A 21,743-nucleotide genomic window follows, 5' to 3' on the forward strand; every position below is an offset into this window, starting at 1 on the left:
CCTGCCTTACGTTACGCTTTCGCCTTCGGCATCTGGGAAACCAGAGACAGATTGACGTCCATTCCTTCCACCTGGAAGTGCGGCACGGCGTACAGCTTGACGCGGAAAAAGCCCGGATTGTCTTCGATGTCTTCTACCGTCACTTTGGCATCACGCAGCGGGTGGGAAGCCTGCAGTTCGTCGCCCGGATCGGTCATTTCAGTGACCAGACTGCGAACCCAGGTGTTCAGCTCCAGCTCAAGCAAGCGACGATCTTTGGTGGTGCCGATGTTTTCACGCTGAATAAGCTTCAGGTAATGCGCAATGCGGGAGAGCAGGAAGATGTACGGCAGACGGGCGTTGATCCGGCTGTTCGCTGTCGCATCGGCGGTATCGTAAAGCGCCGGTTTCTGCGTGGAGTTTGCGGAGAAGAAGCACGCGTAATCGCGGTTTTTGTAGTAGGAAAGCGGAATAAAGCCCAGGTTGGCGAATTCGAATTCACGCGTTTCCGGGATCATCACCTCGGACGGGATTTTCACCTGGTTGCCGGTGCCGAGATCGTACAGGTGAATCGGCAGGTCCTGAACCGCACCGCCCGCCTGTGGGCCACGAATTTGCACGCACCAGCCGTTGTTGATAAAGCTGCGCACCATGTTGGAGGCAAAGGCAAACGACGCGTTATTCCACAGGTATTTATCGTGATCCGGGCCCTTCACCTCTTCCACGTAATTGAAGCTGCGGACCGGTACCGTGTCCGGCCCGTAAGGCAAACGCCCCAGCACGCGTGGCATCACCAGCCCGATGTAGCGGGAATCATCGGTATCACGGAAGGATTTCCACTTGATGTACTCGGCGCGATCGAAATAGTTGCCAATGTCTTTGATGGCGGCCACCTCTTCCATCGAGTCTTTCAGGAAGAATTTTGGGCCAGCAGAGCCAATAAACGGCATATGCGCCGCCGCAGAAACTTTCGAGATATTACGCAACAGGGCGACATCCTGGGCGGAGGCGTCGAACTCATAAGCGGAAATCAGCGCACCAATCGGTTCTCCGCCCGGCGTGTCGTACTCTGCCACGTATGTCTGCAGGTACAGTCCGCTCTGAATGATTTCAGGTGCATCTTCAAAGTCCTGACGCAGATCCTCCTTGGACAGGTCCAGAAGTTCAATTTTAACGTTCTGACGGAAGTCGGTTTTATCCACCAGCGATTTCAGACCGCGCCACAAAGACTCAACCGTCTGGAATTCTTCGTGATGCATCACGGCGTCCAGCTGGCGGCTGATCTGATAATCCAGGTCGGCGATGTGGTGGTCAATCAGCGTTTTATCGAGCTTCTCAACTTTTGAACCTGCTTTGCTCAGGCATTCCAGAAAGACCTGCATTCCGGCGGTCAGTCGTTCATCAGCGGTGGCATCTGACATCGCCTGACTGTCCTGCCAGATATCCAGCGCGCTTAATTCAGAAACCGGGCTGAGATTAATTTTTTCAAACAGCGAGGCATAAACACTCTCTGCCCCCTGGCGTTCAAGGACGATACTCTCACTACCGGCGTTGTTTTCATTTTGTACAGACATCAGCATTCCTCAATTAATCCATTAAATATCGTGACGACTTATGCCTGTTTTGGCGCAAGGGCAGACAGTTCCGCGCGGAGTTCGGCGCTCAGCGCCGGATTAATTAGAATTTTTTCCAGTTCTTTCCGGAAAGACTGGTTATCAAGAAGGTTAGCTTTGAGATCGCGAAGTAAATTACGCATCGCCAGCATGGCTTTCAATTGAGGTATTTGGCGAGCAACCTCTTCTGGCGTGAAGTCTTTCATATCGCGGAATACAAGACTGACATTCTCTTCGCTGCCGTCGGCAGCAAGCGTATTCACTACGGTAAGATTAACTTTTGGGGAATATTCAGAAAGAACACTGTTAAAATTATTTTTATTAACGTCTGTCTTTACTCGCTCAGATAAAATCGCAGTTTCGGCTCCGTGGCTGAAATCACCAGTAACCAGGAGCTTTAACGGCAGCTCTGTTTTTTTCTGCGCTCCCCCCGTGTGTAAATCCAGTTTTAAGTTGATACGTGCTTTGGGCACCTCGCCCTGGAAACTGTCAGCCATCTTCTCATCCCTCTGTTATCGCTGCATGGTATTTTTGGCGCTACATTACACCGCGCAGAATAATAGAACAATGCACAAAGTTAGATCAATTTTTTATGGAAATTAAAAACGCACAATTATTTATAGGAATTTTCCATAAGAAAGCGCCAGTCTGTCAGAATAAACTTAACAGGGAAGGTAAATAACTTAACTCTTGCGTGAGACACCGAATTAAAAACTGTCTGAAATGATAAATTATAATATTCATACAAAAAGAGAAATAAAATTGATGTACGTCAAAGCGGAAATGCAACCAGATGAAAAAATTAACAAAATCCAACACGCCAGGGCGCTGAATAAGTCTTAATTTAACCCAACACATTCATCTGCATTATCAAATGGGACAAAAGCAAAAGCAGAATCAACATATACAGCTATAATACCGCACCGGTATTATCACCATATAAAACACCGACACCTTAGAATAATCCGGCGTAAAAAACATCCAGCCGTAGGTTAAAACAACACCCCATAAAGTAAAGACAGGCCAGCCATTGCTTACAACACAGGCAGTGTACGGCCGCACACTGCCGTGTTTTTAACGATGAATATTTTTGATATCTACCGGTTGGCCAAAAAGGAACCCCTGAATCTCGGTACATCCTTCTTCTTCGAGAATACGCAATTGCTCTTTTGTCTCAACGCCTTCGGCGATAAGCGGCGTATTGATGGAGTTGCCGAGTGAAATGATCGCCCGTACAAAGGAGCGGGCCTGGAAATTACTTTCAACGTTAGTCAGGAAGCTACGGTCCAGCTTGATGACGTCGAAGTGGAACTCACGCAGCGTGCTAAGGGATGAATAGCCGGTACCAAAGTCATCCAGCGCAATGCTGATCCCCATTTTCTGGAACTGGTGCAAAATGTTAAACGTCAGCTTTTTATTGATGATAAAAGCGGTTTCCGTCACCTCAAATTCCAGCAGCGTTATCGGCCACGCGGTACGCATTAAAATGTCACGCACATTGTCGATAAAGCTAAGATTACGCAGCTGCACCGGGGAAATATTTATCGAGACTTTTTTGTCGAGTTTGTTGGCGAGCGACTCTTTACACACCGTTTCAATCACCCAATAACCCAGCGGAACAATCGCCCCGCTTTCCTCGGCAATAGGGATAAACTCATCCGGCGGGATAAGCCCCTGCTCCGGGTGATTCCAGCGCAGCAGGGCTTCGTAACCGGTAATGGCTTTGTCTTTGAGCGAGCGTTTTTCCTGATAGTGAATGAAGAACTGCCCTTCTTTGATACCGCGGCGAATATCCGCCGCCATAAGGTTTCGCAGGCGCGTTTTTTCATCCATGTCTTTTTCATACCAGCAAATCTTATTATCCAGGTTCGCTTTAGCGCGGTACATCGCCAGGTCTGAATTACTGATAAGCGTATTGATATCCGTGGCGTCATCGGGATAAACCGCCACGCCGATGCTGGCACTCACGGTAATTTCGCTGTGGGCGAAAAACTGTTTCCCCACAAAACAGCCATGCAGGCGTTCGGTAAAATTGCGAAGTTCGTCATCGTGGTTATAAGGTTTTGCCGCGACAAATTCATCGCCGCCAAAGCGGGCCACGATTTCATCTTTTTCAATCGCCTTAAGTACCGAGGAAGAAACCCGCTGTAAAAGCTGGTCGCCAACCAGATGCCCTTCGATATCGTTTATTTCTTTGAATTTATCGAGATCCACAGTGCAAATGGCAATGCGGTTATAATCAGACTCGGTAAAAAGTTTTTCCACGAAGCTAAAAAATTCGACGCGGTTAGGTAGCCCGGTCAGCGCATCATAGCGAGCGAGCCATGATATTTTATCGATAACCACCTTCTGCTCGCTAATGTCGCGGGTAATTTTGGCAAAGCCAAGCAGCGTCTGGTGCTCATCATAAATGGCGTCGATCACCACGTGCGCCCAAAAGCGGGTCCCGTCTTTACGGTAACGCCAGCCTTCGCCTTCAAATTTGCCGTTTTTCAGCGCGATATTCAGGTTGCGCTCGGGCAGGCCGCTTTTTTGCTCGGCGTCGCTATAGAAAGCGCCAAAGTACTGCCCCACAATTTCCTCACGCCGATATCCCTTCGCCCGCAGCGCCCCCTCATTCCAGGTGGCTACCGTGCCATCTACGTTCAGCATGTAGATGGCGTAATCTTTTACGCTTTCAACAAAGTGACGATAGGCGATATCAGTTAAACTTTCAGTACGCATCTTGCCCTTGGGATGATTGTGGTTTTTCATTAATAAAAAGAGTAATTTATCGTATTATCGGCGGCGTAGCTATGAAGCTTTAAGCCCGCTTTAGAGTTCATGAGATCGCTTTTTCCGCTTTACCCGCAGCAGATAATTTTCCAGCTGCTGAGTCACTTCCCGACTAAGGGCATACTGATCGTCGCCAACATGATAAACATAGTTGCTAAGTCGCCGGAGATCCCGGTAAATCGTGCGTTCACTGACGCCAAATTTACTGGCCAGTTGGTGACGGGACACGCGCTCGCAGCTCAGCATTTCACAAAAGATCCCGGCAATACGGTCTGCCAGCAGCGTGCTTTTTTCGGGGGGGGTCATGAGTGTTTCTCCTGCAAGTAGGTGTCAGGAATGTTAACGCGAACAGATGACAGGTCGTGTCAGCCATTGGCAGAATATATCGCACGACAGCAAGCTAATTATTACGCAACGTTATGACAAGATTAGCTTTTTCTTGAATAAAAATGGGCACCCGTGGAGATCGGACGACATATCGACGGCTTTGCGGGGTATAATCGCGCCTTACTATAAGTTGGCAGACTATGACCGTGAGCAAACATCGGGTAACAAGACCAGATGAAATTGAGATGAAACGCCGGGCCTGGTATCAGGCGCGACGAGCCATCCTGAGCGGCAGGCCGGATGTTGCGCCGCTTACGCCCCCGACGACGCTGTACGAAGAGCTGGCGATCGGCTATCACATCCGGCAGCTTACCCGGCTACGGAAGTGGTTTATCGACAGAGATCTCCCCCTCCCCGAGTAAATAACGCATTGCGCACCGGGGTAAAACCATAAGCCCGGCGTCACGCTGGTACGCTAAACAGCAAGTCAGTTCCGGCGTAAGCTGCGAATCCACAATAATCTCAAAGCCGTGACGCCGATACCAGGGGCCATTCCAGGCCACGTCCCGGTAAGTGGTGAGCGTAATCTGGCTCACGCCGAGCGCCTGCGCTTTACGCTTCACCTCGGCCAGAAGTAAGCTCCCTACGCCCTGACGCTGAAAATCCGGATGGGTAGAAATCTCGGCCAGATACAGCGCATCATCATGGCGTTCGCAATAGCAAAATCCTTTGATCCTGCCGTCGCTTCCCGTCACCTTCCAGGCCTGCCCATCTTCGATTGCTGCGGCATGCGTGGCTGCATCCGTTACTCCGAAATCCGCTAAAAACGCGAGTTCAGGCACGCTAAGAAAACGACGAGCCGCCGCCGCTTCAACACGCTGAAGTTCTTCTATATCCCTGCGGCAACTGATGGATACGGTCATTATCCCTTCCTTTTATGACGGTGAAGCAGTGCAGTCTTGCGGGCTATTTTACTCGACCCTGGCCGTTTCGTTGACCGCCGATTGACGTTAGCGCTTCCACAAATGTTAATCAGGAGTAAACTAAAGGTAAGCAACTCATCTGTGTTATTGCGCAATCAACCATAACAAGTGACACCTGCCATATGAAATTCAAATCGGCTATCAAGCCTTACCAGGCCGCAGCGGGCGGCTGGGGTTCTCTCGAAGCGACCACCCGCTTCGTCATCGACAGCAAACATGCTCTGAAAAACCTGCGCAACCTGATGCGCATGAACAAGGCTAAAGGCTTTGACTGCCCGGGCTGTGCCTGGGGTGACGATAACAAAAGCACCTTTAGCTTCTGCGAAAATGGCGCTAAAGCCGTCACCTGGGAAGCCACTCGCCGTTTTATCGACAGCGAGTTTTTTGCTCAACACAGCGTCAGTAAACTTTATCAACAAAGCGACTATTTCCTCGAATACCAGGGCCGCCTTACCGAACCGCTTAGCTACAATCCGCAAACTGACCGCTACGAACCCATCAGCTGGGCCAGCGCGTATAGCCTGATTGCGCAACATATCAAGGCAATGGATAACCCGGATCAGATTGAACTCTACACCTCCGGTCGCGCCAGCAATGAAGCCTCTTACCTTTATCAGCTTTTTGGCCGCATGCTGGGCACCAATAACTTTCCGGACTGCTCAAACATGTGCCATGAAGCCAGCGGCAGCGGGCTGAAGCGCAGCATCGGCGTAGGAAAAGGCACCATCAGACTGGATGATTTTGATAAAGCCGACGCCATTTTTGTCTTTGGGCAGAATCCCGGCACCAACCATCCGCGAATGCTGCACAGCCTGCGTCATGCGGCGGAAAACGGTGCCCAGATAGTCACCTTTAATACGCTGCGTGAGCGCGGCCTGGAACGCTTTGCCGATCCGCAAAAGCCGCTGGAAGTTATCACCCCGCTGGCGGGCACCATCAGCACCAACTATTACCAACCGAATCTGGGCGGCGACATGGCCGCCGTTCGCGGTATGGCCAAAGCACTGCTGGAAGCCCATCGCCGCCGTATTACCGAAGGCGAAGAAGGCGTATTCGATCTGGCATTTATCGACGCCAATACCCAGGGCGTGGACGCCTGGTTTACCGCCATCGATGAAACCAGCTGGGAGAAAATCACCCAGCAGTCCGGCCTGAGCGAACTGCAGCTCCGCGACGCCGCAGCAATCTGGCAGCATTCAAAACGGGTCATTTTTACCTGGGCCATGGGCATCACTCAACATAAACACTCGCTGAATACCGTGCGTGAAATCGTTAACCTGCAGCTGCTCGGAGGGCATTTAGGCCGCCCTGGCGCTGGCCTGTGCCCGGTGCGTGGTCACAGCAACGTGCAGGGCAACCGCACGATGGGGATTGACGAGAAGCCGCCGGTAAGCCTGCTGGATAACCTGGCCAACCACTTTGATTTTGAGCCTCCGCGCGAGCACGGCCACAACACCGTTGAAGCTCTGGCCGCCATGCTGCGCGATGAAATAAAAGTGCTGGTTGCGCTGGGCGGAAACCTTGCCGCTGCGGCACCGGACAGCCCAAGAACGGAAGAAGCCATTAGCCGCTGCGGCCTGACCGTGTTCATCAGCACCAAGCTTAACCGCAGCCACCTCGTGCCGGGCAAAGCCTCGCTGATTCTGCCCACTCTGGGCCGCACTGAAGAAGATATGCAGGCTACCGGGCGGCAGTTTGTCACCGTCGAAGACTCCTTCAGCATGGTGCACGCCTCCGAAGGCATCGGTAAGCCGATTGCGGATACGCAGCGTTCGGAAACCGCCATTGTGGCCGGCATTGCCGATGCGGTTTTAGGCCGAAACAAACTCGACTGGCTCGAGCTTGCCGACGACTACAACCTTATTCGCGATCATATTGCCGCCACCCTGCCCGGCTTTAAAGACTTCAATCAGCGCTGCGAAGAACCCGGCGGATTTTATCTGGGGAATGCGGCAGCTGAACTACGGTTTAATACGCCGAGCGGTAAAGCGGAATTCAGCCATGCCCCACTGCCTGACTCGTTGTGGGAAGGCGTAACGGCCCCCTTCACGCTGCAAACGCTGCGTTCTCACGATCAGTACAACACCACGATTTATGGCCTGGACGATCGCTATCGCGGCGTTTACGGCCAGCGTGATGTCCTGTTTATTCATCCTGATGATATGGGTGAGCTGGGTCTGAACGACGGTGATAAAGTCGATATTGAAACCGTCTGGCACGACGGGATTACCCGTAAAGTCAGAGGTTTTAAGCTGGTCGCGTATGACATTCCGCGCGGTAACCTCGCGGCCTATTACCCGGAAACCAACCCGCTGGTGCCGCTTGGCAGCGTTGGGGACGGCACCGGCACGCCGACGTCAAAATCCGTTCCGGTGAAAATTACCCGTAGCGAAGCGGAAGATAAGCGCCGAATCGCCTGAATTTGTTATGGAATGAACTTACCCTGGCCCTCTCCTACTGGAGAGGGAAATCTTACCCCGCCCCAAGGAGTTAGTGATGCAGCAGTGGTCCGATGTAGATGAATACCTCGTCAGTGCTTTGATCCCTTCCGATACCGTTTTCCAACAAATCCTCGACAATAATCATGCCGCTGGGCTACCCGCCCACGATGTAGCCCCTAACCAGGGGAAATTCCTTCAGCTGCTGGTGGAGATAACCGGCGCGCGCAAAATCCTCGAGATTGGTACGTTGGGAGCGTACAGTTCCGTCTGGATGGCGCGAGCCCTGCCCGCTGACGGCAAGCTGGTTACGCTTGAAGCCGACCCTCGTCACGCCGAAGTTGCGCAAAAAAATATTAAGCTCGCAGGATTGGAAAAAACTATTGAATTGCATATCGGCCCGGCGGCACAAACGCTCGCCCATCTGGGTAATGAAGCGCCGTTCGATTTGATTTTTATCGATGCCGATAAGCCTAATAACCCGGTTTATCTGGAATGGGCATTAAAATATTCGCGCCCTGGCACGCTAATTATCGGGGACAACGTGGTGCGTGACGGTGAGGTTGCCAACCCCAACAGCGACGACGATCGCGTTCAGGGCGTGAGAACCTTTATCGAAATGATGGGAAACCACACAGGCCTTTCTGTAACCGCGCTACAAACGGTCGGCAGTAAAGGCTGGGATGGTTTTACACTGGCAAGAGTGAAATGAGCCAACCCCTTTCCAGCTGGAAAGGGATTGATATCAGAGCGCTACCTGCTCCATCGCCTGCAAAATACGCTTATCGGAAATCGGATACGGGGTTCCCAGCTGCTGGGCAAAATAGCTGACGCGCAGCTCTTCTATCATCCAGCGGATCTCCTGCACCTCTTCGTTTTCGCGGCTGGCTGGCGGTAGCTTGTTCAACCACTGCTGCCATGCCTGCTGCACGCTTTCCACTTTCAGCATTTGCGCACGATCGCGGTGAGGATCGATAGCCATTTTTTCCAGCCGCTTCTCGATAGCCTGCAGGTAACGCAGCGTGTCGCCGAGGCGCTTATAGCCGTTGCCGGTCACAAAACCTCGATAAACCAGGCCGCTCATCTGCGCCTTAACATCCGACAGGCCAAGCGCCATGGTCATATCCACACGCCCTTTCAGCCGTTTGTTGATGTTAAATACCGCAGTAAGGATCTGCTCGACCTGTTTGGCAATCTCAACCACCGTGTCGTTCAGCTCTGCGCGTACTTTTTCATGCAGCACGGCAAACCCTTCTTCGCTCCAGACCGGCCCGCCATTTTGCGCAATCAGCTTATCAATACCGCAGGAAATGCAGTCGTCGATAAGCTCCAGCACTTTGCCGTACGGGTTAAAGTAGAGGCCAAGCTTGGCTTTATTCGGCAGCTTTTCATGCAGGTATTTCACCGGCGACGGAATGTTCAGCAGCAGCAGACGGCGCAGCCCACGCCACATTGCCTGTTGCTGTTCAAGCGGATTATCAAACAGCTTAATCGCCACGCTCTCTTTTTCATCCACCAACGCCGGGAAGGCCTTCATCCGGTAGTTGCCGCGTTTCTGCTCATAGCTTTCAGGCAGCGAACCAAAACTCCAGATGTGCAGTCCGCTCTGCTCGATGCCGTCGTCCGCCACGGCGGACAGCGTCTGCTGAACCTTATCTTTCAGGCCGCCCTTCAGCTCGCTAAGGTCTTTACCCTCTTTCAGCTTTTTGTTGTGCTCGTCCACTACGCGGAAGGTCATTTTCAGGTGATCGGGCACCTGATCCCAGTGCCAGTCTTCCCGGTCAATGGTCACGCCCGCCATACGGCGGAATTCGCGCTCAAGGCTGTCCAGCAGCGGGAGTTCCAGCGGCGTAGCCCGGCCTAAAAACGCTTCCGCATAGTTAGGGGCCGGGACAAAGTTGCGTCGCACCGGCTTCGGCAGAGACTTGATCAGGGCGATAATCAGTTCACGGCGCACGCCAGGGATCTGCCACTCAAAACCGGCCTCCTCAACCTGGTTAAGCAACGGCAGAGGGATATGAACCGTTACGCCGTCGGCGTCCGCGCCAGGCTCAAACTGATAGGTCAGGCGCAGCTTCAGGTTGCCCTGATGCCAGAAGTTCGGGTAGTCCAGCTTGCTGACCTGCTCCGCGCCTTCCCTGATCAGCATATTTTTTTCGAAATTCAGCAGATCCGGCGTTTCGCGGCCAGTTTTTTTCCACCAGCTATCGAAATGGCGCGCGGAAATCACCTCATGAGAGATGCGCTGGTCATAAAACTCAAACAGCGTTTCGTCGTCCACCAGGATGTCACGGCGGCGAGATTTATGCTCAAGATCTTCGATTTCTGCCCGCAGCTTGAGGTTATCGCGGAAGAAAGCGTGACGGGTTTGCCAGTCGCCCTCCACCAGGGCGTGGCGGATAAACAGCTCGCGGCACAGCGCCGGGTCAATGTCGCTGTAGTTCACCTTACGCGCCGCCACAATAGGCAGGCCATAAAGCGTGACTTTTTCCTGCGCCATCACCGCGCCCTGGGCTTTCTCCCAGTGCGGCTCGCTGTAGGAGCGCTTAATCAGATGCTGCGCCAGCGGCTCAATCCATTCTGGATCGATACGGGCAGCGATGCGCCCCCACAGGCGGCTGGTTTCCACCAGCTCGGCCACCATCGTCCACTTCGGTGGTTTTTTAAATAAGCCGGAGCCAGGGAAGATGGAGAAACGAGCGTTTCGCGCCCCGGTATACTCCTGTTTTTCCGTATCTTTCTGCCCGATGTGGGACAAAAGTCCCGTCAGCAACGCCGAGTGTACCGCGCGGAAGTCGCCGGGTTCACTGTTCACCGGCAGGCCAAGCTCTTTCACCACCTGCCGCAGCTGGGTATAAATATCCTGCCATTCGCGAACGCGGAGGTAGTTCAGGAAATCCAGCTTGCACTGGCGGCGGAACTGATTCGACGAGAGCGCTTTTTGCTGCTCGCCGAGGTAGTTCCACAGGTTCACGTAAGCCAGGAAGTCTGACTCTTTGTCGTGGAAACGGCGATGTTTCTCGTCCGACGCCTGTTGCTTGTCCATCGGGCGCTCGCGCGGGTCCTGAATAGACAACGCGGAGGTAATGATCATCACCTCACGCACGCAGCCAAACCTCTGCGCTTCCAGCACCATTTTGGCGAGGCGCGGGTCGACCGGCAGCTGTGAAAGCTGGCGACCAGATGGCGTCAGTTTATAAACGCTGTGATCTTCATCGCTGGTAATGGCGCCCAGCTCTTCCAGCAGGCGTACGCCGTCCTGGATATTGCGCTTATCCGGCGCTTCAACGAACGGAAACGCCTGAATATCGCCCAGCCCCAGCGCCGTCATCTGCAAAATGACCGACGCGAGGTTGGTTCGCAGAATCTCCGGGTCGGTAAACTCAGGGCGCGACAGGAAGTCGTCTTCGGAGTAAAGACGAATACAGATCCCTTCCGACACGCGACCGCAACGGCCTTTACGCTGGTTGGCCGAAGCCTGAGAAACCGGCTCAATCGGCAGGCGCTGGACTTTGGTTCGGTAGCTGTAGCGGCTAATACGCGCCGTACCCGGGTCGATAACGTACTTAATACCCGGCACGGTCAGCGAGGTTTCTGCGACGTTGGTCGCCAGCACAATACGCCGCCCGACGTGGGCCTGGAAAACGCGGTTCTGCTCGCTGTTGGACAGGCGAGCATAGAGCGGCAGGATTTCCGTATGCGGCAAATTAAGCTTCGTCAGCGCGTCTGCGGTATCGCGAATTTCCCGCTCGCCGCTCATGAAGATCAGAATATCGCCCGCGCTTTCATGGCCAAGCTCGTCAACGGCATCGAAAATCGCCTGCAGCTGATCGCGGTCGGTATCGTCGTTGTCTTCGACCATCGGGCGGTAGCGCACTTCCACCGGATAAGTACGGCCCGAAACTTCGATAATCGGCGCGTTATTAAAGTGGCGCGAGAAGCGTTCCGGGTCGATAGTTGCCGAGGTAATAATTATCTTCAGATCGGGGCGCTTCGGCAGCAGCTCGCGCAGGTAGCCGAGCAGGAAGTCGATATTCAGGCTGCGTTCGTGGGCTTCATCGATGATGATGGTGTCGTACTGCATCAGCAGCCTGTCCTGCTGAATTTCAGCCAGCAGGATCCCGTCCGTCATCAGCTTGACCATGGTGTTATCGCCGACGTGGTCGGAGAAACGTACCTTGTAGCCTACGCAGCCGCCGGGTTCGGTTTGCAGCTCTTCCGCAATACGGTTTGCCACGGTACGCGCCGCCAGGCGGCGAGGCTGAGTGTGGCCAATCAGGCCTTTAACACCGCGCCCCAGCTCCATGCAGATTTTTGGCAACTGGGTGGTTTTGCCCGAGCCGGTTTCACCCGCCACGATCACCACCTGGTTTTCGCGCACGGCATTAAGAATGTCCTGTTTTTTCTGGCTGACGGGCAGGTTTTCAGGATAGGTAATCGCCGGCCGCGCGGCTTCGCGCAGCAGCACTTTAGCCGCCGCGGCGTCTATTTCTGCGGCCAGCGTGTCGAATAAGGCCTGCTGAGAATCAGCGTTTTTAATTTTCTTCGCGCCGTGAAGACGGCGAGAAAAGCGTTGTCTGTCGCGGAGCATCAGCCCGTCAAGACGGGCAAACAAAGAGGACAGCGAGGGTTTAGTCATTTCCATTTTATCTATCGTTATTTCGCTACCGGGCACAACCGGATAAGTCACGGCGTTGATTTCAGCTATTTTACCACACCCCGATTTTTAGCGCCTTGTTCAATAAATTCGAATATAGGGTTCGATATATTGCGCTATCTCTGTAATCGGATTGTGAATACATTAAGTCCTAGCGAACGGGCACATTGTCCGACTGACCAAACACTAAGGAATCACCCCATGAGCAAAGTATTAGTTCTGAAATCCAGCATCCTGGCAGGTTACTCTCAGTCCAACCAGCTGTCCGACTATTTTGTTGAACAATGGCGTGAAAAACACAGCGCTGACGAAATCACCGTTCGTGACCTGGCAGCAAACCCAATTCCGGTGCTGGATGGCGAACTGGTCGGTGCTCTGCGCCCTTCTGATGCGGCACTGACGCCGCGCCAGCAGGAAGCTCTGGCGCTGTCTGATGAGCTGATTGCCGAACTGAAAGCGCACGACGTGATTGTGTTCAACGCGCCGATGTACAACTTCAACATCCCTACCCAGTTGAAGAACTACTTCGACCTGGTGGCTCGCGCTGGCGTCACCTTCCGTTACACCGAGAAAGGCCCTGAAGGCCTGGTGACCGGCAAACGTGCCCTGGTTGTGACCAGCCGCGGCGGGATCCACAAAGACACCCCAACCGACCTGCTGGTGCCATACCTGAACGTGTTCCTGGGCTTCATCGGGATCACCGACGTGAACTACGTGTTTGCTGAAGGTTTTGGTTACGGCCCGGAAGTGGCTGCTAAAGCACAAACTGACGCGAAAGCCGCTATCGACAGCATCGTTGCTGCGTAAGATTTGTTCCTGGAGTGACTAACCCTCACCCTAACCCTTATGTCTTGAACTTCCCCGCCAGTGCGGGGAAGATCCCCGACTGATCATCGGGAGGTTGCCGGTGAGCATCCCCTGGCCCTGGTGCTTCCGAGCCCGTGGGAGAGATTATGCCCCGGCAACCTTATTCCCTGTCGCCTCAAGACCGAACGGTATCCTGTGCCTCTGAGCACCCACATATAAGGATGGTCTGGCGATATTATTCATAAGGTTACGGAGAATCAGATGACCCTCACTTCTGTCGGCGTTGATATTGCTAAGCTAAAATTTGATGTCGCTGTCCTGCTGCCTGGTCAGAAATACAAAACTAAAAAGTTTGCTAACACGCCTGCGGGATGTCGTGAGTTTATTCACTGGCTGACCCGCTTTGGGGACTGTCATGTCTGTATGGAAGCGACGGGCAGCTACAGCACGGAACTCGCCACGGCATTGTCCGATGGCGGCTATCGCGTCAGCCTGGAAAACCCTGCCCGCATTCATGCCTTCAGTAACACCGAACTGACCCGAAACAAAACGGATAAAAGCGATGCCGCCCTGATAGCACGGTATTGTGCCCTGTATCAGCCAGCCCAATGGCATCCGGCTCCTCTCAGCCAGCGACAGCTGACCGCGCTGGTGCGGCATCTTAAAAATCTTGAAGAGATGCGTCAGATGGAAGAGAACAGGCTGGAGGCCGCAGATGAGGTCATCACTGGCTCGTTAAAAGAGCACATCGCCACGCTGGATGAACTGATAAAAGAAACCAAAAAGAAAATCAGACAGCACATTGATGATGACCCGGACCTGAGAAAAGACAAAGCGCTGCTGGAGAGTATCCCGGGAGTGGGAGATGTGCTGAGTACGAGTCTTCTGGCCTTCGCGGGAAACCTGAGGCGGTTCAGGAGCAGTAAGGCTCTGGTGGCTTATGCAGGGCTGAACCCACGACGTTGTGAGTCCGGGATGTGGAAGGGAAAGAGCAGGTTGTCAAAAGTGGGGAGCCGTGAGCTGCGTAGCGTGCTGTATATGCCTACGGTAGTGGCGGGAAGATGTAATGAAGTGGTGAAAGACCTGATGACCCGGATGGCGAGCAGGGGGAAGACAGGCAAAGAACGCGTGTGTGCAGGAATGAGAAAGCTGCTACAGCTGGCTTATGGGGTGGTGAAATCAGGGCGTGAATTTAACGCTGAAATACCGCTTGCCGGATAACCGACAAGACGGTATCTCTCCCTGGAAGGGAGAGGGGATAAACAATGTTTCCCATAGCTTTTGTTTTCTCCCTCGCCCCTTTGGGGAGAGGGCCGGGGTGAGGGGAATTAACCGCTTTTCTTAGGCTGGTGCAAATCCTCAAACACCAGACGTTTACGCCCCGCCTCTACCTCACGCAGCGGCTCAACCTGATGCATCGTTTGCTGACAGCGAATCACCAAATCCTGATACTCCTTCGTCCCCTGTTTTTTCCAGGCCAGCTCTTCCGGTCTTAACTCACGGATCGCTTTCGCCGGGCTGCCAATAATCATCGTATTCGCCGGAAACTCGGCTTTGCCTTTGACAAAGGCCGCCGCGCCGACAATTGAGTTTTCGCCAATTTGCGCGCCGTCCAGAATGACCGCGTTCATGCCAATCAACGCATTTTTGCCGATGCGGCAGCCATGAAGAATTGCGCCGTGGCCGATATGGCCGTCCTGCTCCACAACCGTATCCTGCTCCGGAAATCCGTGCATTACGCAGTTATCCTGCACGTTCGCCCCATCTTCTACAATGATGCGCCCAAAGTCGCCGCGCAGGCTGGCATTAGGGCCGATGTAGACGCGGTGGCCGAGGATAACATCGCCAATCAGCACCGCCGTGGGATGCACATAGCTGTCTTCCGGGACAACCGGCGTCAGGCCATCAATCTGATAAATGGACATACGGGCTCCTTATTTTAGGGTGTGAGTCCGCCGAATCGCGTGTGGTAGCCGCTTACCGGGGCAGGCAAATCACCCACCGAAGTTTCGCCCAGTTCGCTGAGGTAAGCCAGTGAACCGGCGGCAACCCGCTGATAGATATTGATGCACAGCTGACGGGCGCTCTGCCCCAGCCAGTGCGGCGGCAGCAGTTCGTCCGGCAACAGCGGATCTTTCAGCACAACACGACGGTAGAAATGGATCAACAGCAGCTGAATCTGGAAACAGCGCTGCGGCGTCAGTTCATCGCTTCCCGCCTCGCGCAGCAGCGGCAGCAGCGGGCGGAAGGAGTGAATAAACTCGGCGTAGCGTTCGTTTTTATCGGTCAAAAGCCAGCACTCTTCGACGCGGGACTTTAGCGCCGCGCGCGATGTTTGCAGCGGGGATTCGGCCTCAAAACAGATAACCTGCTCGGCCACGCCCGCCTCGTGCAGCAGGCTTTGAATGTCCGCCAGATTTTGTGAGGGAGAAGCCATCAGGTTTGGCGCCAGCGCCCCAAAGCCCTGCCAGATAAGCTGTTTTTTCACCTGCTGCAGCGTGGTTTTTTCCAGACCTTCAGAAAGCAGCAGCAGCCACTTCCCGTCCCAGGCCGGCTGGCCGGCACGGTAAATTTTGGACTCCGCACGGCGGGTCATTCTCTGGCCCATGTCCGTCAGGCGATAAAAACTGCGTCGCCCCACCCGCTCCACGTCGAGCCAGCCCTCTTTATTAAGGCGGAAAAGCGACGTCCGGACAAAACGCTCGCCAAATCCTAAAGGCTCCAGCATCGCCGCCAGGCTGCCCAGCCAGATCTCGCCGCCGCGATGGGCCAGCGCATCGCCGTATAAAGAAACAATCAGCGAAGTGCCGCTGATGGGCACCGCGCTGACGGCCTGCTGAATAAACTGATCGAGTTTGCTGCTCATCCTGCCTCATTGCCGCTATGGGAATTCCTGAGAAAAAACATAGCATAATAAAGCCATAGAGCATGACTGAATTAGTCATTATGATTCAAAATACCCATCAACTGGCATTAGTGCGTAACGCTTAACTCATCGCGTGGGTGATGCCAGCCGGCGGCTTATCGGCTCAAACTCGGGCGTGGCATGGCGCGGTAAAGTATCTCGCTTATGCGCATCAATCGCCTTCCAGTACGACCAGGGCACTTTGCTTTTCCCGAGTTCGTAATCCATGCCGTCCCAGGCATCTTCGCGGAAGCTGTAAAATGCCCAGTGGGCCTGCGTTTTATCCATGACGCGGAGGACATCTTCGAGATACTGACGGCACCCGGCCAGCTGCCGCATACAGCCAAACTCACCGGCCACCATGCGATTCTCTGCCACGCCGCGCTGCTTAGCCCACGAAAACGGCTGCTGCAAATAGCCGGCCACGCGTTCACCGTCCCATTTTTCCTGTTTGCCGCCGAAAGGGACGACGCCGGGATAGGCATAGGGCTTCAGACGTTTAAGGTTGGGTGCGCTGGTCGCGTCGTAGGGTTCGTACATATGGAAGCTGTAGAGCACGCGATTGTCGTCCAGGGCTGAAGGCCAGTAGCTGAAGCTGTCGGCGGCGGCATACCAGCCGCTATCTACCATTACAGGCGTGGTCTTATCGACTTCACGTATCGCTTTAATAACGGTTTGATAGAACTCAGGCAGGTCTCTCGCCGTACCCTGCTGTTTTTTATACCAGGCCTTCATTTCCTCCGGTGAGGCGTGTTCCGGCAGCCCCGCCCGCTTCTCTGGCGCAGGCTCGTTGATCAGGTTGTACGCGGCAACAGCCGGGTTATCTTTTAGCTGTGCGGCCAGATCGCGCCAGAACTTCGCGCTTTGCTGCCAGTAGCGTTTGTCCTGCCACAGCCGGTCGTCAAACCGGCCATTATTGTTTTGTGCCCAGCGCATACCGGGCAGCGAAAGCGGCGTAATCACCACTTTAAGCCCGGCGGCATGGGCGCGGGCCAGCGTGTCTTTGAGCGTTTGCAGATCCTGCTTCATCAGCCCCTGATAGTTGTCGGCATTCCCCAACAAAAAATCACGCTGCTCCGGCTGCCATTTATCCCAGGACAGCCTTACCCAGGTGGCGCCGTAGCCCTTAAGAGCAGAAAAATAGGCCTGGTCAGGCGGCAGGCGGTTAAAGCTGTTGCCGCCGTGCTGCGGCAAATCCCAGAAAGCGAGGCTGTCAGCGGCAAAAGATGAGGCAGAGATCAGGGCCAGCCCTGCCAGGAGTACTTTAAGTTTCATGGCAAATGTCTCGGTAACAAAAGAGACTGCAGTATTGCTGGTTAGTAGAGGGGGATTGTCAGAGGAATGTCAGAAAAGCGCTGCGAGCGTTAATTTTGTAGCATCACCAGCGGCCCGGCCAGGCGATGCTCGATTCTCACCGCCACGCTTCCCCTGTTTTCAGCGCTCACCACTGCAACGGTTGCCCATACGCTGTCAGGCAGCTTAGAAGGCCAGGGAACCAGCGACAATTTATCGCTCCTTGCCCACCAAATCTGGCTGTAGTCTGTCCGGTTAAGCAGCGTCTGCTCAAGCCACGGCTCAGGACATGAGGAAGCTACCTGCGGTGCATTAAGCGTAATTTCACGATCGTGAAGCTGGATGCGGCTAAGTCCCGCAATACCCTGCAACGCCAGAGGCTGCTGCCATTGCTGCCCGCCGCTTGAGACGGTCAGCAAATAGACGCCCTCGCTCAGCGGCTGGTTAAACTCCTGACTCTCAACGCGATATTCATTTTCCGGTTCGTGCTGTATTGGCGCGGTGGAAAGTACCTCTTTACCGTCAGGCAGCACCAGGGAAACCTTCAGATCGTGGCGGAGGCTTTTGCCGCTCAGGGTAATGCGATAAATACGATTAAGCGGCATATCCCGCTGCATCAGCGTTAACGTTGTATCGTCCAGCCACTCAGGCGCTGCGGGAGGCAGATCTTTGCCACACTGCTTGCTGACCAGGGCGTAAAGCGCGTCTTTCCATGCCGTGCGCTGTGCCTCGCTGTTCAGCTGAGGCCAGACATTAATCAACTGGCTATTGGCAAGATCGCTGCGCTCGTTAAACAGTTGATGATAAAACGGCTCCAGCGGCGTTTGCGGCAGCGTCGCGCCGGCGGTGACAGACGAGATCATGAGGGCAAAAAGACACCGTTTCATGACGATATCTCCAGCCGATAACCAACGCCACGCACGCTCGCAATAGGCAGGCCGGGAAGCTTTTGCCGTAATTGCAGAATATGAGTATCAACCGTTCTGGTCGACGGAAAATGTTGATAGCCCCAGACCTGATTAAGCAGTTCATCACGGGTAAATACGCGCCCTGCCATCTGCATTAGCATTGCCAGCAGCGCAAACTCTGTTGCCGTCAGTGCAACCTCTTTCTGCTGCCAGTTCGCCACCTGCCGCGCCGGAAGTAAGCTGAGCTCACCGCAAATCAGCAGGCCATCCCCTAACGGGCGAAGCTGGGCCCGGATCCGCGCCAGCAGTTCGACATGGGCAAAAGGCTTGCTCAGGTAATCCCGCGCCCCTGCCTCAAGCCCTGCCACCCGTTCTTCAACGCTCACTTTTGCCGTCAAAACTATCACCGGCAGGGCTTTCTTAGCCAACCACTGCGGCAGTAGCCGGAGGCTGTCACCCTCGGGAAGCTGGCGATCGAGAATCGCTAAATCGACCTGATACCAATATTCAAGAACATGCTCAGTACTACGCAACCAGCGGCAGATAAACCCTTCCTGTTCCAGAAATGCCGCCAGCCCCTCGCCCAGCGCAATATCATCTTCAATTAACAATAAAGAGTGCGCTTTATTCGTGGTCATAAGGCAACTCCAGGGTGAAAGTGGTTGGTCCGGGGCTGAACGTCAACCTGCCGTTGAGCCGATGAGAAACGCGCTGAACAATGGTTAACCCCAGGCCAAGACTGCTGTTTGACCAGCGCAAGCGGCGGGTCTTCAGCAGAGGATTGTGGCTTATGTTCCCGCGATCGCTCACCTGAAATATAAGGTGTGTTTTATTTTTGCAGACCGTCAAATGCACGGGAGCAGCACCGTGACGAAGAGCATTATCCAGTAAATTCGTCATACAAAGGCTGCTCCAGTACAGCGAGACGCCAACGGTAGCGTCCTCTTCCAGGCAGTAATTCACTCCGTCTCTGCCTGCACAAAGATGATCAAGCCAGTCGCTAATCTGCACCTGGGTTAGTGTTTCCAGCGCTTCCTTCTGGTGCTCAGCAATAAGGTAATGTTTGCTGGTTTCAGCCATCTGACGCATGCGTTGCAGCGTGTCGGCAAGCGCCACAAAATTGAGCTGTGCGCCTTCGGGGAGCTGGTCAAAGTCACGGCGAAAATGCTCGACAACATTGCTTAACTGGGCGATGGGCGTACGCAGCTCGTGCGTCAGCATCTGCGTGATAAATCTCTGCCGTTCGCGTAGCTGGTGCCGTTGCCAGCCCATCCACATCAGGCCTGCAGTAGTCAATATCGCCAGCAGGCCAAACAACCAGCGCCAGACATCGCGGTACCCTTCACGAGCATTGACGCACAGCGCCCCTGCGCGCAAATCGCAGCGCCCTCCTGTATTCACGAGTTCGAGGCCGGACTGCCGGGCCAACGGCTGCCAGACCTTAGGGGCATAGCGCCGCCACTGCTGGTGATTAAGCTGCCAGAGTTCACCGTTCTGCAACAGCCAACGTTGGCCACCCAGCAGCGCATTGAGATTGTCATCGGACAAAGTACCTATGCCCGCAAGGTCGTCGGGTCTTTCCCTCACATGGAGCGAGTTTCTTAGCGCAGCGGCTGCCTCCGGGTGACGCAAAATATACTGCCGGGCGCTGCTTCCGCCTAAAGGGTAGATGGGATTCGCGTTGAACCAGGACGCAGAAGGTATGTTCGGCTGGCATAACGCCGCAATGAATGATTTCACTGCGGCGGATAGCCCGATCTCGCTGGCACAGCGCTTGTCCAGGTGATAAAACGCCGTGAGTTCCGGCAACGACCAGGCCTGAAACTGTGGATACATGGATTCGGGCTTGAGCAGCGTAGCATCTAGCTGTTGCAGGGTTTGCAGCGAGACCTGCGCCGAGGGCGTGGACTGGTTTAACGCCGCGCTAAACTCAGCCAAATGCTCGTCGACGGCCGCCGCACGGGCCGCACTTGCCTGCAGCCAAAAGACGCCGCACAGCCAGAGCAAGGCGTAACGCAAAAAAGTGGCATATCGCTGAGTCACGACAACGGCCTTAATTGAGAGGGTTCGCAAAGCGGCTCTGTTGCCAGCATAGTTATCTCGCAGATTGCGCCGCAAGAAAGGCTTCGATTTGCGAACGGGTGGATGTCCCTTCCATCGGGCCTCGCTGCGAAATCGCCAGCGAACCGCTGGCATTGGCCCAGTTCAGGGCTTCCTCAGGCTGCACCCCGGACAAAAACAGGCTGACAAACGTAGCACCAAAGCAGTCGCCAGCCCCGGTAGGATCAACAACCGAAACGGCGAAACCAGGCACATGCCAGGTTTGCTGGTCACTGAAATAACTCGCCCCTCGCGGCCCTCGCTTGATCACAACGTGTTTCACCCCACGCCTGAGCAGATTGTCCACCAGCAGTTGCTCATCCTCTCCCTGATGCCGCCCGAAATAATCGAGCTCCCCGTCACTTGGCAGGAAAATATCTGTATAATCAAGTATGTATTCAAAAGCCTGTGACATTTCCGGGATATTAAGCATCTCTTTACGAATGTTAGGATCGAAAGAGACCGTGCCGCCGCGCGACTTCACGTTTTCAATCGCTTTTCGCATGGCATCAATGATACGAAACGAAAACAGCGACGAGCCCATAATATGAAAATGATTGCACTGGTTAAGCAGGGTTTCGTCAATATGGTCGGCAGTAAGCAAGCCGCAGGCGCTGTTCGGCAGATTAAAAATAAAATCTCGCTGTGACTGGTTGCGATAACTCACAAAGGCGCTGCCGGTAGTGGCCTTTTGCAGGACGGTAATGCCGTTCACGATGACCCCGTCTCTTTCCAGCCGGGCAACGTTCATCTCACCGAAGGCATCGCTGCCGACGCAGCTGAACAGCACCGAACCAAAACCTAACTTTGCTACCTGATCGGCAAAGATTGCCGGAGCACCGCTGGGGTAAGGCCCCCAGAACTCCCCCGGCTGCGAAAAGCCCTGATTTTCTTTCTTGGCCAAAAACTCCACCAACAGCTCACCGATAGTACATATCGTCACGTTCATCACCGCTCC

The 21,743-nt window shown here is 54.2% G+C and carries 17 protein-coding genes; 4 read left to right on the top strand and 13 right to left on the bottom strand.

Annotated elements, in window-relative coordinates:
• Positions 1–11: 11 nt before the first annotated feature.
• From tssC to JT31_RS02145, 5 genes are all read right to left on the bottom strand, one after another.
• A complete protein-coding gene (gene tssC / locus JT31_RS02120; protein ID WP_038472822.1) occupies positions 12–1,559 on the bottom strand; it encodes a type VI secretion system contractile sheath large subunit in 1,548 nt (515 codons plus the stop codon).
• Between the two features lie 32 nt (positions 1,560–1,591).
• Positions 1,592–2,089, bottom strand: a complete 498-nt coding sequence (gene tssB / locus JT31_RS02125) for a type VI secretion system contractile sheath small subunit (protein ID WP_038472824.1) — start codon at positions 2,087–2,089, stop codon at positions 1,592–1,594.
• A 577-nt stretch (positions 2,090–2,666) separates the two neighbouring features.
• The gene (locus tag JT31_RS02130; RefSeq protein WP_038472827.1) at positions 2,667–4,316 is read right to left on the bottom strand and encodes a putative bifunctional diguanylate cyclase/phosphodiesterase; all 1,650 of its coding nucleotides are present in this window, start codon (positions 4,314–4,316) and stop codon (positions 2,667–2,669) included.
• A gap of 90 nt (positions 4,317–4,406) precedes the next feature.
• Positions 4,407–4,673, bottom strand: a complete 267-nt coding sequence (locus JT31_RS02135) for an HTH domain-containing protein (protein WP_038472829.1) — start codon at positions 4,671–4,673, stop codon at positions 4,407–4,409.
• A 398-nt stretch (positions 4,674–5,071) separates the two neighbouring features.
• Complete coding sequence (locus JT31_RS02145) at positions 5,072–5,617, bottom strand: GNAT family N-acetyltransferase (RefSeq protein ID WP_038472835.1); 546 nt, start codon at positions 5,615–5,617, stop codon at positions 5,072–5,074.
• A gap of 182 nt (positions 5,618–5,799) precedes the next feature.
• On the opposite strand from JT31_RS02145, the gene JT31_RS02150 reads away from it, so the two are divergent.
• Positions 5,800–8,097 (top strand): FdhF/YdeP family oxidoreductase, encoded by a 2,298-nt coding sequence (locus tag JT31_RS02150; protein ID WP_038472838.1) that lies wholly within the window; start codon positions 5,800–5,802, stop codon positions 8,095–8,097.
• Positions 8,098–8,170: 73 nt separating this feature from the next.
• On the top strand, positions 8,171–8,827 hold the full coding sequence (locus JT31_RS02155) for an O-methyltransferase (protein WP_162473295.1): 657 nt from the start codon (positions 8,171–8,173) through the stop codon (positions 8,825–8,827).
• A 33-nt stretch (positions 8,828–8,860) separates the two neighbouring features.
• Here JT31_RS02155 and hrpA read toward each other — a convergent pair whose 3' ends face one another.
• Complete coding sequence (gene hrpA / locus JT31_RS02160; RefSeq protein ID WP_038472844.1) at positions 8,861–12,760, bottom strand: ATP-dependent RNA helicase HrpA; 3,900 nt, start codon at positions 12,758–12,760, stop codon at positions 8,861–8,863.
• A gap of 213 nt (positions 12,761–12,973) precedes the next feature.
• Here hrpA and azoR point away from each other — a divergent pair, with 213 nt between their 5' ends.
• Together azoR and JT31_RS02170 are read left to right on the top strand one after the other, a co-directional pair.
• On the top strand, positions 12,974–13,579 hold the full coding sequence (azoR, locus tag JT31_RS02165) for an FMN-dependent NADH-azoreductase (RefSeq protein WP_008459208.1): 606 nt from the start codon (positions 12,974–12,976) through the stop codon (positions 13,577–13,579).
• A gap of 261 nt (positions 13,580–13,840) precedes the next feature.
• Complete coding sequence (locus tag JT31_RS02170) at positions 13,841–14,800, top strand: IS110 family transposase (RefSeq protein WP_038472527.1); 960 nt, start codon at positions 13,841–13,843, stop codon at positions 14,798–14,800.
• Between the two features lie 107 nt (positions 14,801–14,907).
• Here the strand turns inward: JT31_RS02170 and paaY are convergent, their stop codons facing one another.
• The 7 genes from paaY to JT31_RS02205 form a co-directional block, all read right to left on the bottom strand.
• Positions 14,908–15,504, bottom strand: coding sequence for a phenylacetic acid degradation protein PaaY (gene paaY, locus JT31_RS02175; protein ID WP_038472847.1), 597 nt, complete (start codon positions 15,502–15,504; stop codon positions 14,908–14,910).
• A gap of 14 nt (positions 15,505–15,518) precedes the next feature.
• Positions 15,519–16,445: a phenylacetic acid degradation operon negative regulatory protein PaaX gene (gene paaX, locus JT31_RS02180; protein WP_038472850.1), complete on the bottom strand. Its 927-nt coding sequence runs from the start codon at positions 16,443–16,445 to the stop codon at positions 15,519–15,521.
• 126 nt (positions 16,446–16,571) lie between these two features.
• Positions 16,572–17,759 carry a glycoside hydrolase family 5 protein gene (locus JT31_RS02185; RefSeq protein ID WP_038472852.1) on the bottom strand — a complete coding sequence of 396 codons (1,188 nt, stop codon included), beginning with the start codon at positions 17,757–17,759 and terminating at the stop codon, positions 16,572–16,574.
• An 89-nt stretch (positions 17,760–17,848) separates the two neighbouring features.
• Positions 17,849–18,664 carry a DUF2861 family protein gene (locus tag JT31_RS02190; RefSeq protein WP_038472855.1) on the bottom strand — a complete coding sequence of 272 codons (816 nt, stop codon included), beginning with the start codon at positions 18,662–18,664 and terminating at the stop codon, positions 17,849–17,851.
• Positions 18,661–19,323, bottom strand: coding sequence for a response regulator transcription factor (locus JT31_RS02195; protein ID WP_038472858.1), 663 nt, complete (start codon positions 19,321–19,323; stop codon positions 18,661–18,663). Before JT31_RS02195 ends, JT31_RS02190 begins: the two co-directional genes overlap by 4 nt.
• Complete coding sequence (locus JT31_RS02200) at positions 19,310–20,728, bottom strand: DUF3404 domain-containing protein (protein WP_052048949.1); 1,419 nt, start codon at positions 20,726–20,728, stop codon at positions 19,310–19,312. Before JT31_RS02200 ends, JT31_RS02195 begins: the two co-directional genes overlap by 14 nt.
• A 52-nt stretch (positions 20,729–20,780) precedes the next feature.
• Positions 20,781–21,734 carry a sugar kinase gene (locus JT31_RS02205; protein ID WP_038472860.1) on the bottom strand — a complete coding sequence of 318 codons (954 nt, stop codon included), beginning with the start codon at positions 21,732–21,734 and terminating at the stop codon, positions 20,781–20,783.
• Positions 21,735–21,743 lie beyond the last annotated feature (9 nt).

Source organism: Cedecea neteri, from assembly GCF_000757825.1.
In the GTDB taxonomy this organism is placed as follows: domain Bacteria; phylum Pseudomonadota; class Gammaproteobacteria; order Enterobacterales; family Enterobacteriaceae; genus Cedecea; species Cedecea selenatireducens.

Excerpts from the sequence above, each read along its gene's own strand:
- tssC (WP_038472822.1), bottom strand. The coding sequence starts at position 1,559 with ATGCTGATGTCTGTACAAAATGAAAACAACGCCGGTAGTGAGAGTATC.
- tssB (WP_038472824.1), bottom strand. The coding sequence starts at position 2,089 with ATGGCTGACAGTTTCCAGGGCGAGGTGCCCAAAGCACGTATCAACTTA.
- JT31_RS02130 (WP_038472827.1), bottom strand. The coding sequence starts at position 4,316 with ATGCGTACTGAAAGTTTAACTGATATCGCCTATCGTCACTTTGTTGAA.
- JT31_RS02135 (WP_038472829.1), bottom strand. The coding sequence starts at position 4,673 with ATGACCCCCCCCGAAAAAAGCACGCTGCTGGCAGACCGTATTGCCGGG.
- JT31_RS02145 (WP_038472835.1), bottom strand. The coding sequence starts at position 5,617 with ATGACCGTATCCATCAGTTGCCGCAGGGATATAGAAGAACTTCAGCGT.
- JT31_RS02150 (WP_038472838.1), top strand. The coding sequence starts at position 5,800 with ATGAAATTCAAATCGGCTATCAAGCCTTACCAGGCCGCAGCGGGCGGC.
- hrpA (WP_038472844.1), bottom strand. The coding sequence starts at position 12,760 with ATGGAAATGACTAAACCCTCGCTGTCCTCTTTGTTTGCCCGTCTTGAC.
- azoR (WP_008459208.1), top strand. The coding sequence starts at position 12,974 with ATGAGCAAAGTATTAGTTCTGAAATCCAGCATCCTGGCAGGTTACTCT.
- JT31_RS02170 (WP_038472527.1), top strand. The coding sequence starts at position 13,841 with ATGACCCTCACTTCTGTCGGCGTTGATATTGCTAAGCTAAAATTTGAT.
- paaY (WP_038472847.1), bottom strand. The coding sequence starts at position 15,504 with ATGTCCATTTATCAGATTGATGGCCTGACGCCGGTTGTCCCGGAAGAC.
- paaX (WP_038472850.1), bottom strand. The coding sequence starts at position 16,445 with ATGAGCAGCAAACTCGATCAGTTTATTCAGCAGGCCGTCAGCGCGGTG.
- JT31_RS02185 (WP_038472852.1), bottom strand. The coding sequence starts at position 17,759 with ATGAAACTTAAAGTACTCCTGGCAGGGCTGGCCCTGATCTCTGCCTCA.
- JT31_RS02190 (WP_038472855.1), bottom strand. The coding sequence starts at position 18,664 with ATGAAACGGTGTCTTTTTGCCCTCATGATCTCGTCTGTCACCGCCGGC.
- JT31_RS02195 (WP_038472858.1), bottom strand. The coding sequence starts at position 19,323 with ATGACCACGAATAAAGCGCACTCTTTATTGTTAATTGAAGATGATATT.
- JT31_RS02205 (WP_038472860.1), bottom strand. The coding sequence starts at position 21,734 with ATGAACGTGACGATATGTACTATCGGTGAGCTGTTGGTGGAGTTTTTG.